This window comes from Micromonospora sp. CPCC 206061, assembly GCF_036906915.1.
Lineage (GTDB): Bacteria > Actinomycetota > Actinomycetes > Mycobacteriales > Micromonosporaceae > Phytohabitans.
Map to the genome: position 1 here is coordinate 1 of NZ_JBAKHX010000077.1, position 13,586 is coordinate 13,586.

The 13,586-nt window shown below is 69.4% G+C and carries 12 protein-coding genes; 6 read left to right on the forward strand and 6 right to left on the reverse strand.

The annotated features are described in order from the left end of the window. Positions 1–105: 105 nt before the first annotated feature. Both V6V89_RS33380 and V6V89_RS33385 read right to left on the reverse strand, forming a co-directional pair. Entirely contained in the window at positions 106–402 is a 297-nt protein-coding gene (locus V6V89_RS33380) for a MoaD/ThiS family protein (protein ID WP_334623537.1), read from the reverse strand. After that, positions 399–1,514: a WD40/YVTN/BNR-like repeat-containing protein gene (locus V6V89_RS33385; RefSeq protein ID WP_334623538.1), complete on the reverse strand. Its 1,116-nt coding sequence runs from the start codon at positions 1,512–1,514 to the stop codon at positions 399–401. Before V6V89_RS33385 ends, V6V89_RS33380 begins: the two co-directional genes overlap by 4 nt. Positions 1,515–1,717: 203 nt before the next feature. Between V6V89_RS33385 and V6V89_RS33390 the strand changes: the two genes are divergently transcribed. Then, positions 1,718–2,128 (forward strand): PLD nuclease N-terminal domain-containing protein, encoded by a 411-nt coding sequence (locus tag V6V89_RS33390; protein WP_334623539.1) that lies wholly within the window; start codon positions 1,718–1,720, stop codon positions 2,126–2,128. Positions 2,129–2,279: 151 nt separating this feature from the next. On the opposite strand, the gene V6V89_RS33395 is transcribed toward V6V89_RS33390, so the two are convergent. Together V6V89_RS33395 and V6V89_RS33400 are read right to left on the reverse strand one after the other, a co-directional pair. Further along, positions 2,280–2,975, reverse strand: a complete 696-nt coding sequence (locus tag V6V89_RS33395; RefSeq protein ID WP_334623540.1) for a class I SAM-dependent methyltransferase — start codon at positions 2,973–2,975, stop codon at positions 2,280–2,282. A 137-nt stretch (positions 2,976–3,112) separates the two neighbouring features. Beyond that, positions 3,113–3,316 carry a cold-shock protein gene (locus V6V89_RS33400; RefSeq protein ID WP_334623541.1) on the reverse strand — a complete coding sequence of 68 codons (204 nt, stop codon included), beginning with the start codon at positions 3,314–3,316 and terminating at the stop codon, positions 3,113–3,115. A gap of 286 nt (positions 3,317–3,602) precedes the next feature. On the opposite strand from V6V89_RS33400, the gene V6V89_RS33405 reads away from it, so the two are divergent. Further along, complete coding sequence (locus V6V89_RS33405) at positions 3,603–3,842, forward strand: hypothetical protein (protein WP_334623542.1); 240 nt, start codon at positions 3,603–3,605, stop codon at positions 3,840–3,842. Between the two features lie 63 nt (positions 3,843–3,905). On the opposite strand, the gene V6V89_RS33410 is transcribed toward V6V89_RS33405, so the two are convergent. Then, entirely contained in the window at positions 3,906–6,074 is a 2,169-nt protein-coding gene (locus V6V89_RS33410; protein WP_334623543.1) for a sigma-70 family RNA polymerase sigma factor, read from the reverse strand. 209 nt (positions 6,075–6,283) lie between these two features. Here V6V89_RS33410 and V6V89_RS33415 point away from each other — a divergent pair, with 209 nt between their 5' ends. Next, the gene (locus tag V6V89_RS33415) at positions 6,284–7,711 is read left to right on the forward strand and encodes an RICIN domain-containing protein (RefSeq protein WP_334623544.1); all 1,428 of its coding nucleotides are present in this window, start codon (positions 6,284–6,286) and stop codon (positions 7,709–7,711) included. A gap of 85 nt (positions 7,712–7,796) precedes the next feature. On the opposite strand, the gene V6V89_RS33420 is transcribed toward V6V89_RS33415, so the two are convergent. After that, positions 7,797–8,681 carry an MFS transporter gene (locus V6V89_RS33420; protein WP_334623545.1) on the reverse strand — a complete coding sequence of 295 codons (885 nt, stop codon included), beginning with the start codon at positions 8,679–8,681 and terminating at the stop codon, positions 7,797–7,799. Positions 8,682–8,790: 109 nt separating this feature from the next. Here V6V89_RS33420 and V6V89_RS33425 point away from each other — a divergent pair, with 109 nt between their 5' ends. From V6V89_RS33425 to V6V89_RS33435, 3 genes are all read left to right on the forward strand, one after another. Further along, entirely contained in the window at positions 8,791–11,547 is a 2,757-nt protein-coding gene (locus V6V89_RS33425; protein WP_334623546.1) for an ATP-binding protein, read from the forward strand. A gap of 78 nt (positions 11,548–11,625) precedes the next feature. Next, positions 11,626–12,567 carry an ATP-binding cassette domain-containing protein gene (locus V6V89_RS33430; protein ID WP_334623577.1) on the forward strand — a complete coding sequence of 314 codons (942 nt, stop codon included), beginning with the start codon at positions 11,626–11,628 and terminating at the stop codon, positions 12,565–12,567. Then, positions 12,564–13,313, forward strand: a complete 750-nt coding sequence (locus V6V89_RS33435) for an ABC transporter permease (protein WP_334623547.1) — start codon at positions 12,564–12,566, stop codon at positions 13,311–13,313. The genes V6V89_RS33430 and V6V89_RS33435 overlap by 4 nt, the downstream gene beginning before the upstream one ends. The last annotated feature ends 273 nt before the right edge of the window (positions 13,314–13,586 follow it).

Sequence of the window (13,586 nt, forward strand, 5' to 3'; positions counted from 1 at the left end):
CCCCGCGGCGCGCGGCCCCGCGGCGCGCGGCCCCGCGGCGCGGCTGGCCGCGCACGGTCCTGCGGCGCGCCGCGCGGGGTGGCGGTCTCCGCGAAGTGGGAGGCGTCAGCCGCCGGCCATGGCGCCTACCACCAGGAAGGGTTCCTTTCCCACCACTACCTCGTCGGGCAGCGGGGAGTCGGGCTCCTCGTTGGACAGGTCTTCCTCGCAGGCGTAGAAGCGGATGAACGCCCGCCGTTTCCCAGTGCGCTGGTCGCGGATCGTGCCGCGCAGCATCGGGTACTGCGATTCGAGCGCGTCGAGGACGCCGCGCTGTGTGACGGGCTCGGCCACGTCGAGCTGGACCTCGCTGCCCACCCGGGCGAGGTTTTTCAGGTGGGCGGGCAGCACGACCCGGATCACGGCAGCACCTGGACTTCGACGGACAGCACCGGCGGCAGGTCGCGGACGATCGCAGTCCACGTGTCGCCTCCGTCGGCCGAGCCGTAGACCTGGCCGCCGGTGGTGCCGAAGTAGATGCCGCACGGGTCGAGCGTGTCGACCGCCATCGCGTCGCGCAGGATGTTGACATAGCAGTTGGCCTGCGGCAGGCCGTTGGTGAGCGGCTCCCACTCGTTGCCGCCGACCGTGCTGCGGTAGACGCGCAGCTTGCCCTCCGGCGGGTAGTGCTCCGAGTCGCTGGTGATCGGCACGACGTATACCGTCTCGGGCTCGTGCGCGTGCACCGCGATCGGGAAGCCGAAGTCGGTCGGCAGGTCGCCGCTGATCTCGTGCCAGGTGCCGCCGGCGTCGTCGCTGCGCATGACGTCCCAGTGCTTCTGCATGAACAGGACGTCAGGCCGCGACGGGTGCTGGGCGATCCGGTGCACGCAGTGGCCCACCTCGGCGTCTTCGTCGGGCAGGCCCTGCGACCGGAGCCCGCGGTTGATCGGCAGCCAGGACTTGCCGCCGTCGTCGGTGCGGAACGCGCCCGCCGCCGAGATCGCCACGTACATCCGGCCCTTGGCCGACGGGTCGAGGATGATCGTGTGCAGGCACAGGCCGCCGGCGCCCGGCTGCCAACCCGGCCCGGACTTGTGCGTGCGCAGCGCCGGCAGCTCGGTCCAGGTCTTGCCGCCGTCGGTCGTCTGGAACAGGGCCGCGTCTTCGGCGCCCGCGTACACCGTGTCGGGGTCGTCGGGCGACGGCTCGAAGTGCCAGATTCGCTTGAACTCCCACGGGCGCGGGGTGCCGTCGTACCACAGGTGCTCGCCGGCCTCGCCCTCGTACGCGAAGTCGTTGCCGACCGGATTCCACGTGCGCCCGCCGTCGTCGGAGCGCTGCACTATCTGCCCGAACCAGCCGGATGTCTGCGACGCCCAGATCCGATCGGGCGCCGCCGGCGAGGCGTTGAGATGGTACATCTCCCAGCCGCCGAAAAGCGGGCCGTTGACCTCCCACTCCCGGCGGACACCGTCCGCGGTCAGGATGAACGCGCCCTTGCGCGTGCCGACCAGCAGCCGTACTCCGCTCATGCGTGTGCTCCTCTCCCACATTGTCCAACGCCGTGCCCCGCTCCACTGGGGTTCGAGGCAGACGTATCCGATGACGATTAGACCCCCGGGGCCTGACAAACTCATCGGTTCTCGCGGTGGCGATCGAGGAGCGCCTGCCGGGGCCCACTGCGCGGCGCGAGGCGGGGCACATGGGAACGTGATCTTGCGGCAGGATAGCCGCCGTGGTTCGTCTCTACGGCTTGCTGTTCATCGTCGACCTGCTCCTGGTCGTGGTCGCGCTGATCGACTGCATCTCGACCGAGGAGTTCGCGGTACGTAACCTGCCGAAGCTGGCCTGGGTGTTCATCATCCTGTTGTTTCCGCCGATCGGGCCGATCGCGTGGTTCATCGCGGGTCGCCCCCAGAAGCACAAGGTCGGCCGGGCCGGTGACTGGCGTCCTGGCAGCGGCTTCCCTGAGTATGAGCGGCCGCGGCCCCTCGCACCGGACGACGACCCGGAGTTCATGCGCGGCCAGGCGCGTGGCCGTGAGGAAGACGAGGAACTGTTCCGCAAGTGGGAGGCCGACCTACGCAGGCGCGAGGAGGATCTGCGCGGCGAGGATGGCGACGGGCCGAGTGCCGGCCGGGCCTGACAACGTGCTGGGGGTCCTAAGCTTCGAACCGAAGCCCAGGACCCCCCACCGTCCGATCCGAACGGGCTGGGACACGTCCGGATCAGCTCTATAACGGCCTCATGACCCTACGCCGTCCTGAGTGCGAAAAGAGCCCGATATGTCGTACTTGCTAGCGGGCCGCAGATCCTAGCGGCGATTCCGATGGGTCATGCCGGAGCGTGAAGACGTTGGTCCTGCGTAGCAGGGCGTCCTCCGGCGTACCCACCACCGGTACCGGGTAGGTGGCCACCAGGTCCAGCGACCCCGCTGGCAGGTGGCCCCTGTCCGGGTCTCCCAGCAGCACCAGCGCACCGTGGCCCGCGGCACGGACCAGGAAAGGCCGGACCCGGTCGGCGACGGACTCGTCATAGAGCACATCGCCGGCGAGAACCACCTGGGCGTCCTGACCGTTACCGTCCAGGACGTCCGCCTCCAGCGGCGTGACGACGACGCCGTTGGCCTCCGCGTTCGCGCGAATCGCGACGATCGCGTTGGGATCGATCTCGGTGGCGATGACGTCCGTCGCGCCGGCCATCGCCGCCGCTATCGCGACGATGCCCGACCCGGAGGCGAGATCCAGCACGCTACGCCCGGCGACGGACTCTGGATGATCCAGAATGTACCGGGCGAGCGCCTGCCCACCGACCCAGGCCGAGGCCCAGTACGGCGCTGGAAGCGGCGCACCTGCGGCCGCCTCTAGCCGGGCCCACAGAACGATCGCGTCCTCGGCGAGAAACAGGCGCATCTCCGGCACCAGTGGCACCGAAGACAGCGTGAGCTGATCCATACCGGGTGCGTCGGATCGGTCCAGAGCGTTCAGCGTCATCCCCTTTACAAGGCGACGCGCCTCCCGTGCGGGACGGAGTCCGTTCCGCACGGAAGGCGCGCGAAAATGAGTCGCCGATCGCGTCTCCGCGGCTTCGCGCTCATGCGTCGACGCCATGGGGATACGCGGGGGCGGCCTCAGATCAGGCGGATGTTCGCCGCCTGCGGGCCCTTCTGGCCCTGCTGAATCTCGAACTCGACGCGCTGGTTCTCTTCCAGGCTGCGGTATCCGTCAGCCGCGATCGCCGAGTAGTGGGCGAACACGTCCGGGCCGCCATTGTCCTGGGTGATGAACCCGAAGCCCTTGTCCGCGTTGAACCACTTCACAGTGCCGACAGCCATGTCGATCTCCTTCGTGCAAGGCTGATGGAACCCGCACCGCGCGAGTTCCGCGTCGCCGCGTTGATCAATCCTCGTCCGGAGAAAACCGGCAAAACAAAGAGCGCCTGGATCATCGAGTCACCAGGCGCCTGCAAAGTACGCGGAAACCAAAACTGCAACGTTCCTACCGTATCACGACCTGACCCATGTTCACCGGGGAGGTGCCAGGACTACGATCACCTAGGCACCAGGATCGGGACGTGCGACCGCACCGAAGGCCCGGAGCCGGAACGGGAGACGCGACGACATGCAGGTGCTCTTCCTGGGCGGCCCCTGGCACGGCGAACGGCACGACGTCCCACCGTGCCGGAAGGCACAGGGGGCGGCGTCGCTGCCCGTCCTCTACAGCGTGGCCCGGGTGCCCGCCGGTGTCGGTCCCGCCCCGGCCAGCGAACGCGTGGTGTACACGAGGCGCTTCGCGCAGGGCGGAGGCGAGCGGCGGCCGGTCTACGTCGCCCCGGACTACTCCGGGCCGGCCCGGGCCTAGGCCCCTCGTCGCGGAGCCCGCCATGCCGGAGGTGTTCGACGGCATCGCGGCGGGCCCGCGCCATCAAGAAGTACCTGGTTCGCGCATAGAGGCGCCGACGCCACGGCCGGTGGTGAGGTAGTCGGTCGCGGGGAGCCGGCCGTCGGGCCGCCGCTGACCCTGCGCCTGGCTGGGATCGGTGGACTCGAACATCTCGGCTGGAAAGGCGCCGCCGTCCCACGTGTTGCGGCTGGACGTCGTGGCCCTGCCCAGGTCGGCCGCACCAGCGTTGTCGACGGAGGCGTTGCTGCGCATGGTCGCCGCCGCGCCGGGCATGTGGAACCCGATCCCACCGTTGCGGAATGCCGTGTTGTTGCTCAGCTCCAGCCGCCCCGAGTTTCCAGCGTCACTGAAGCCGTGGCCGATGTTGGCCCAGGACGCGTTGTGCCGCAACAGGTGGGGTGCCGGGGCGACGCCGCCCAGGTGGAACCCGTCGGCGTTGCTCTGCCAGACGGTGGCGTTCCAGCGGTTGACGCCGTTGCCGTACGCCCAGTTGTATTCCAGGCGTACCGCGTCGGCGAACTCGCCCAGGTCGAAGCCGGAGTCGGCGTTGTCGAAGGCCCGGCAGCCGCGGACCACGTTGCCGGTGCCCGAGCCGAACTTGATCGCCAGGCCGACGCCGGAGTGGCCCGCGTCGGTGGGGTCGTAGTTGCGCCAGAAGTCGCTGTCGAGCACCTGGTTGTCGACCGTGCCGGGATCACGAAGGGTCAGCCCCGAGCGGACGTTGTCGTGGATGGACAGTCGCCGGAAGATGTTGCCGCGGCAGGAGAGGCACACGTACGCGTGACTACGTGAGTTCTTGATTTCCAGGCCCTGCACGGTCCAGTAGCCGCCCCGGTGGGTCACGGCCCAGCTTTCGGCCGGCACCCGGCTGGCGTCGATCACCGGGCGCTCGCCGCGGTAGTTGCTGAGCGTGATTCGGCGCTCCGGGTCGCCGCTCGTGTCGATGGCCACCGGCTCGGTCGGGCGGTAGGTACCGCCCCGGAGCGCGATGGTCTGCCCCGGCCGCACGACCGCGACCGCCTTGGCGAGGGTCGCGTACGGCCGCTCCAGGCTGCCGTCGTTGGCGTCCGACCCGTTCGCGGCCACGTACACGTCGGCTACCGCCACGCCGCTGACTGCCGCCGGGGGCGCCGACGTGCGGGCCGCCGTCGGGCTCGCCGCCAGCGCGGGTGGCTGGGGTACCAGGGTCCGGGTCGCCGCCGTCGGGCTCACGGCGACCGTCGCGCCCTGCGGGGGTGGCGCGGGCTCGTGGTAGACCGCGTACGCGAACCCGCCGCTGGCGACGGCCGTTGCCGCCGCCGTTGCCGCCAGCTTGTTGTGTAGGAAGCCCTGCACCTGCGCGAGCAGCGCCTGCGCAAGCGACGGCGCGGCCTGGGCCGCCGGTGCGGCGGCTTCGAGCGCGATCCGTAGGCCTTCGACCACCGCCAGGGGTACCGGCAGTGCGGTCGCGCCGAGGGCCAGGTCTTCCAGGGTGGCAAGGCCATGGCGGTGAGCGGTGCACTGTGGACAGTCGCGGGTGTGCCGGATCAGACGCTTGCGCCACAAGGGGTCGGCGACGCCGTTCCAGCTCTGGAGCAGGTCGCCCAGTTCGGCGCAGCGCGGCCGGGCCCGCAGGGCGCGGACGACGCCCCGCGCCGCGTCGAGCCGCTCGCGTAACCGCCGGACGCGCATGGCGGCGTGTTTTGGCTTGACCTCGATAGCGGCCGCGAGCTCCGCGCGGGTCAGCTCGCCGGTGGCCTCCTGCCACCAGAGCGCCAGCAGCTGGCGATCGGCGTCTTCCAGCCACCGGACCGCTTCGGCCAGCTCCTGCCGCTGTCCGCTGAGCACCAGCGCGTTGACGGTCTGCTCGGCGAAGTCGCCACCCGGATCCGGCACGTCCGGCGGCGCCTCCGCGACCCGGACCATCGCCTTCCGGCGATTGCGTAGGTACAGGTGGAGCTGCCGGTACGCGATGGTCACCGCCCAGGAGCGGAACCGGTCTGGCTCGCGCAGCCCTGGCAGCCCGCGGATGACCCGGACCATCGTCTCCTGCACGAGGTCGTCGACGTCCGCGTGTCCGTTGAGTGCCCGGCTGATGACGTTGTAGACGACCGGGAGGTGTGCGGCGACGAGCTCGTTGAGCGCGTCTTTGCTTCCCGCTTGAGCGGCGCGTACGAGCGCGGTGACGTTGAGAGCTTCACTGTGCGTCATCATCGCGTCCACTGTTGCCGATAGTCGCACAGCGATGTCTGTCTGTAAAGAAGGTCATCTGTATGGCGAGTTGGCGCTGGTGGCGCATGGCGCCAAATTTCTTTCAGCATTTTCGGTTATCCGCGCCGCGCGCCAGGCATCTACCAGAGTGCTGCCGATCGCTCCATCGACAGTGCTCGCTCACAGTAATCGCCTCGAAAGGTTCTCGGATGGTCAAAAACCTCAGGCGCTGGTTGCCGTTGGCTGTGGTGGCGATTGTGGTGCCGTCCGCGGTCGTGGTGTCGGCGTCGCCGTCGCTTGCTGCCACGATCGATACGGGCGCCTACTACGTGCTGACGTCGCGGCACAGTGGTAAGGCGATCGATGTGTACAACCTGGCGTCGAATGATGGTGCGCCGATCGTGCAGTGGGCGCGTAACGACGGTGGCCAGCAGCAGTGGCAGTTCGTGCCGGCGACGAACGGTTACTACCAGATCAAGTCGCGGCTCAGTGGCAAGGTGTTGCAGGTCGCGTCGGCTCAGGACGGTGCGCAGCTGACTCAGCAGGCGGCTAGCGGTGACACCAAGCAGCATTTCGGTGTTACGGACTCGGCTGATGGTCACGTCCAGTTGATCAACCGGCATAGTGGTAAGGCGTTGGATGTGTGGGAGTGGTCCACTGTCGATGGTGGGCGGATTTCCCAGTACGCCGACACCGACGGCGCCAACCAGCAATGGATGCTCCACAAGCTCGGCGGTTCCGCCGCGCCGTACTCGAACGTGCCCGACGGGTTCGCGCAGGGCACGACCGGCGGTGCTGGCGGCCAGACGGTCACCGTGACCACGCAGGCGGCACTGAACCAGTACGTGACGGCCAGCACCCCGTACATCATCCGGGTCGCGGGAACCATCAACATCAGCCCCAAGGGCACCGAGCTGCGGGTGGCGTCCAACAAGACGATCATCGGCGTCGGCACCAGCGGGCACATCGTCGGCGGCGGCTTCTTCCTGGCGGCCGGCGTCAGCAACGTCATCATCCGCAACCTGACCATCCGCGACACCCTGATGCCCGACGACGACCCGGGCGACGACGCGTACGACTACGACGCCATCCAGATGGACACCGCCAACCGCATCTGGATCGACCACAACCGGCTGTCCCGCATGAACGACGGTCTCATCGACAGTCGCAAGGACACCACCAACCTGACCGTGTCCTGGAACCACTTGAGCAGCAACAACAAGACGTTCGGCATCGGCTGGACCGACAACGTCACCGCGCGGATCACCATCCACCACAACTGGTTCCAGAACACCACCACCCGGAACCCCAGCGCGGACAACATCGCCAACCTGCACATGTACAACAACTACCTGCAGAACTGCACCTCGTACGGCAACTACGTGCGCGGCCTGACCAAGGCCGTCATCGAAAACAGTTACTTCGAGAACGTCCGCAACCCGTACTACGTCGAGGCGGGCGAGCTCGTGCAGCGCGGCAACATCACCGTCAACAGCCCGTGGGACTCCGGCAAGGTCACCTCGAAGGGTTCCGCGTTCAACCCAAGCAGCTTCTACTCGTACACGCTCACGCCCGCCGCCGACGTACCAGGTCTGCTGCGGACCCACACCGGCCCGCAGGCGAGCATCGGCCTCTGACCCCTCACCGGGTGGCGGACCGCCAGATCCGCCACCCGCGACGGGCTTTTCAGGTGACGAGGTGCCTCCCGCCCCGCAACCCAATTCACGCCGACCCGGGAGCGCCGACCAAGGAAGATCGACGGTGGGGAGCCGGTGCGGAGATCATATGGCGGGCGGCGGCGATCGCGACGCCGAGGGCGATCGTCTGCAATGCAGACGCGAGCAGTGTGGGTTGGGCGCCGATCGCCGTCACGACGGGGCCACCGGCGAGCGTTCCGAGGGCGGTCGACGGGAGGGTGAGGGCGGTGCGGGTCGCGAGCACGCGGCTGAGTGTGTGCGGTGGGCTGGTGCGCTGGAAGAGCGCGACGCAGATCGCGGTGAACGGGCCGTAGATCAGGCCTCCGATCGCCAGTCCGAGCAGGCCCGCCCAGACGGCCTTGGTCAGCGCCATCGGCAGCAGAGCGGCACCCCACCCGATGATGATGCCGACGACGACTGTCGACAGGCGGCGGTTCTGGAGAAGGCCGGAGGCCAGCCCGCCGACGATCGCCCCGATGCCGAACGCGGTCCAGAAGGCGCCGAGCAGCACCGACGAGCCGTCCAGGTCGTGGGCGATGTAGATGGGCAGGGCGACCTCGACCGGTCCGTACAGGAAGAAGAAGGCGCACGTGGTGGCGAGCAGGCCGAGCAGCCTCGGCTGCCGGAGGATGGTCTGCCAGCCTCCGGTCGCGGCCTGCTCAGGCGCCTGCGGTGCCGCGGCGACACCGCGTCGGCCGGCCGCGGTCGCGCAGCTGACCGCCAGGATCGCGAAGCTCGCCGCGTCGACGCCGATGACCCAGCCCGCGGGTGCGATCTGTACCGCCAGCCAGGCCACCGCGACCATGCTCATTCCGTCGCCGAGCGCCGATACCGCCATCCCGGGCAGGAGCCGGCGCAACAACGGCTGCTCCAGCACCGGCCCAAACGATTTCCTGTACGTGGTGAACATGCTGGTCACTCTTCCTTCGGGGTGGCCGCTCCGAATCCGTGGCGACCACGGAACCGGCCACGGATCCGGGCGCGGACCCCGCGCTGAGCAGGTACGGGACAATGGGGCCGTGACGGCGACGGTGGAGATCTCGGCTCGGGAGGCCGAGGTGCTGGAGCTGATCGGCGAGCACCTCAGCAACGCCGAGATCGGGGCGCGGTTGTACATCTCGGTGCGCACCGTCGAAAGCCACGTCTCCTCGCTGCTGCGCAAGCTGGAGGTGCCGGACCGGCGGGCGCTTGCCAAGCACGCGGCCGAGCTGACTCGCGCCGACCGGTCCCACACCGCGACGGTCCTGCCGGCCCCGCTGACCTCGTTCATCGGCCGGGTGCGGGAGCGGGCCGAGTTGGCCGAGATGATCAAGGCGCACCGGCAGGTGACCGCCGTCGGGCCCGGCGGCGTGGGCAAGACCCGACTCGCGTCGACTGTGGCCGCGGATGCGGCCAGCGAGTACCCAGACGGGGTGTGGTTCGTCGACCTGGTACCGATCACCGACCCGGGCATGGTGGCGGCGGCGGTCGCCGGCGGGCTTGGCCTTGGCGAGCAGCCCGGCCGCGGTATGGACGAGTCGGTGGTCGCGGCGCTTGCCGACCGGCACGCCCTGCTGGTGCTGGACAACTGCGAGCAGGTGCGGGACGGGGTGGCGCTGTTCCTGGAGCGGCTGCTCGCGGCGTGTCCGCGACTGACGGCGCTGGCGACCAGTCGCGCCCGGTTGATGGTGCCCTTCGAACGGGTGTACGCGGTTCCGCCGCTGTCGCTGGCCGGCGACGGCGAGTCGGACGCGGTCGCGCTGTTCATGGACCGGGCGGCGGCCGTGGGCTTGCCGCCGGATCCGGCGCTGCGCGATCACATCGCCTCGTTCTGTGAGCGGCTCGACGGAATGGCGCTGGCGATCGAGCTGGCCGCCGCCCGCTGGCCCTCGCTCGGGCTGGATGGCCTCACCGCCGCGCTGTCCGACCCGCTGCGGATGCTCGCCGGCGGCTCCCGCGCAGACGATCGGCACCGTTCGGTGCGTGCGGCGCTGGACTGGAGCCACGCCCTGCTGGAGCCGGCCGATCGTGCGCTCCTGCGCCGATTGTCGGTTTTCGTCGCGCCGTTCACCGTCGAGGCGGCGGCCGAGGTGGCCAGGGCCGAGACCGTCGTCGTCGCCGACGGGCTGGCCCGGCTCGCCGAGCAGAGCCTGCTGGTGGTGACAGCCTCCCCGGGCGGCACCGCCTACCGGGCGCTTTCGACCATCCGCCAGTACGGGACGGAGCGGCTAGCCGAGGCCGGTGAGCTGGCCGACGCCCGATCCCGGCACCTTCGCTGGTGCCTTTCCAACGCCGCCGCACTGGCTGGGCGGCGAGAAGGCTGGCGCGCCCGCTTCGACCCGGTGGCGGACGATCTCCGCGCCGCCCTCGCGTGGGCGGCCGAGCGGCCGGAGCAGCGCGCCGACGCGTACCAGCTCGCCCTGCACCTGGCGGAGCTGGCCTTCACCCGCAACCTCATCGGCGAGTCCCAGCAGCGGTACGAGCAGGCGGCCGCTCTGGCGGACGCCCCGGCGGCCGCCGCGTCGATGCTGCGGCACGCCGCGGCCGTGGCCGGGTGCCGGCTGCGCGGCGATGACATGTACCGCCTCCACCGCGCGGCCGCGGACGCCGCTCGCCTGGCCGCGGACACCGCCGGCGCCGCCTTCGACCTCGCGACGGCAGCCACCACCGCGTACCGGTTCTCGGGCAAGTTCGTGCGGATCCCGCCGGAGGACGAGGCGATCGCGCTCATCGCCGAGGCACGCGAGCTGGCCGGCGACGACGCAGCCGCCCAGGCCGCGGTGGCACTGGCCGAGGCCGGGGTGCTCAGTGACGCGTTCGGCGCCATCCAGGGCCCGGTCGACAATGACGTACCGGAGACGATCGCGCGCGCCGAACGGGCCGTCGAACTCGCCTACCGTACCGACGACCCGCTCGCGCAGTCCGCCGCGCTGGACGCTCTCCTCGGTGCCCAGTGCTGGGCTGGTGACACGTTCGCAGCGGCGGCCACGGCCCGGCGCAGGATCGCTCTGCTCTCGTCCACACCGGATACTCCGGCCAGAACCCACGAGCTGATCGACGCGCTCGGCATAGCCGCCGAGGCGAGCCTCGGTGTGGGAGACCTGCCGGGTGCCCGCCGGTGGGCGCGGCAACTGGCCGACCATCCGCTGCTGGCGGAGGTCGGTCACCGTGCCACGAGCTGGCTGCTGGTGGCCGACGCGCTGGCGGGCGAGGTCGACGAGGTGCTGACCGTCAGCGTCCGGTTCCTGGAGGCGTGGCAGCGGGCCGGGAGCCCGGCCAGGTCGTTCCTCGGCCCGGCGGTGGCCGGTGTGGCGACGATCCACGGCCTGCGCGGTGACGACGACGCCCAGAGCGAATGGAACGCGGTCCTAAAGCAACTCGGCGCCTCGCCGGCGTACACCTACGGCTTCGGGGCGGTCTTCGACACGATCCTCATGCTCCACCGTGGGCAGGCAAACGAGGCGCTGGAGAGGACGGCGCCCGAGCCCGGCGAGGTGTGGAGATGGGTCACCTGGATCTGGCTCCACTGGTATGTGGCCCTGCGCGCCGAGGCCGCCGTGCTCGCCGGGAGCGCTGACGCCCGCGACCGCCTGGCCGTCGCCCGCACCATCGTGGCCGGCAACCCGGTCGCCGGCGCCATCGTGGAGCGGGCCGAAGCGCTGCTCAACGAGGATCAGGAGCGGCTGCTCGCGACGGCGGACGCGTTCGACGCCGCCGGCTGCCGGTATCAGTCGGCGCGAACCCTGTTGCTCGCCGGCGGGGCGGGTAGGGGTGCGCGGCGTCCCGGCCCGGTGTGACGAGGGTGAACGCCGTGTCAGTGGTCGTGTCAGGGGCGTGTCAGGGGCGTGGCAGGTCAGGCCCCGATCGTTGGCTGCATGACAGATTCAGCGATCGCGGTTTCAGGGCTGCGTAAAGCGTTCAAGGACAAGATCGTTCTCAACGGTATCGATCTGGAAGTTCGTGAGGGCACGGTCTTTTCACTGCTCGGTCCGAATGGGGCGGGCAAGACGACGATGGTGAACGTGCTGACCACGTTGATGAAGGCCGACGGTGGGACGGTACGGGTAGCCGGGCACGATATCGCCAACGAGGCCAAGGCGGTGCGGGCGGCGATCGGGGTCACCGGTCAGTTCGCGGCGGTGGATGAGCTGCTGTCTGGGCAGGAGAACCTGCAGCTGATGGTGGATCTGAACCGGGCGACCTCCGGTGACGGCAAGCGGGTCGTCGCAGAACTGCTGGAACGCTTCGATCTGGTGGAAGCGGCGCAGAAGCCCGCGTCGACATACTCCGGGGGTATGCGCCGCAAGCTCGATCTGGCGATGACGCTGGTCGGCAACCCACGGATCATCTTCCTGGACGAGCCGACGACGGGACTGGACCCGCGCAGCCGCCGCACGATGTGGTCGATGATCCGTGACCTGGTCGCCGACGGCGTGACGATCTTCCTCACCACCCAGTACCTGGAGGAAGCCGACCAGCTCGCCGACCGGATCGCGGTGCTCGACAAGGGCCGTCTGGTCGCCCAGGGCACTGCCGACGACCTCAAACGCCAGATACCCGGGACCCATGTCCGGCTCAGGTTCACCACCGCCGCCCAGCTCGACGCGGCGGCGCGGATCTTCACCGACTCCACGCGGGACGACGAGGCGTTGGCCCTGCGGGTTCCCAGCGACGGCGGGACGCAATCGTTGCGGGCTCTGCTGGACAGGCTCGACGAGCACTCGCTCAGCGCCGAAGAGTTCTCTGTGCACACCCCCGACCTCGACGACGTTTTCCTTGCCCTGACGGGCCACACCACGGAGGTGGACGCGAAATGAACACCAAGTCGCATTCGTTGGTCATGTTGCGCCGCAACTTCAAACACATCGCCCGGAACCCGATCTCGGTGTTCAACGCGGTCCTGATGCCGATCATCATCATGTTGATGTTCGTGTACATGATGGGAGATGCGTTCAGCGTCGGTGTCGACTACATCGACTACGCGACGCCGGGACTGATCCTGCTGGCAGTCTGTTACGGGCTGGGGGCCACCGCGACATCGGTGAACTCCGACATGACCAAGGGGATCATCAACCGGTTCAAGGTCATGGACGTCTCCCGCGGTGCGGTGTTGACCGGGCACGTCGTCGCCAGCCTGCTGACCAACCTGCTGGCCATCGCCGCCCTCATCGGCGTGGCGTTCCTGCTGGGCTTCAGCCCGGCGGCGAGTTTCCTGGATTGGCTCGGCGTGGCCGGCGTCGTCGTGCTGCTCGGGTTCGCGGCCGGCTGGCTCACGGTCGCGCTGGGATTGGCGGCGAAGTCTCCGGAAACGGCGGGTATGGCCGCCGTGCCGCTGGTCATGCTGCCGTTCTTCAGCAGCGCGATCGTTCCGGCCGACAAGATGGGACCGGGGCTGCGCCAGTTCGCGGAGTACCAGCCCTTCACCCCGATCATCGAAACCATGCGCGGGCTGCTGGCCGGCACACCGTCCTCCAGCGACGCGATCACCGCCGTCGCCTGGTGCGTCGGCATCGGTCTCGTCGGATACCTGTGGGCGCGTTCCACCTTCACGAAGCGAGCGTGAGCGTCATGCCTACCTTCACCACGCCAGGGCCCATCGCCGCCACCGTGCAAGTCGCCGGCGCTCAGGTGCGGGTGACCGCCAGCGACCGGACCGACACCGCCGTACGGGTCGAACCCGTCAACAAGGCAAGCCAGTCAGATATCAACGTGGCCAACAAAACCAAGGTCGACTTCACCGGCGGCCGGCTATCGGTAAGGCAACCGCCTGCGGCGACAAGAACGGTTCGGTCGCCATCACCATCGACCTACCCACCGGCTCCAGCCTGACCGCCTA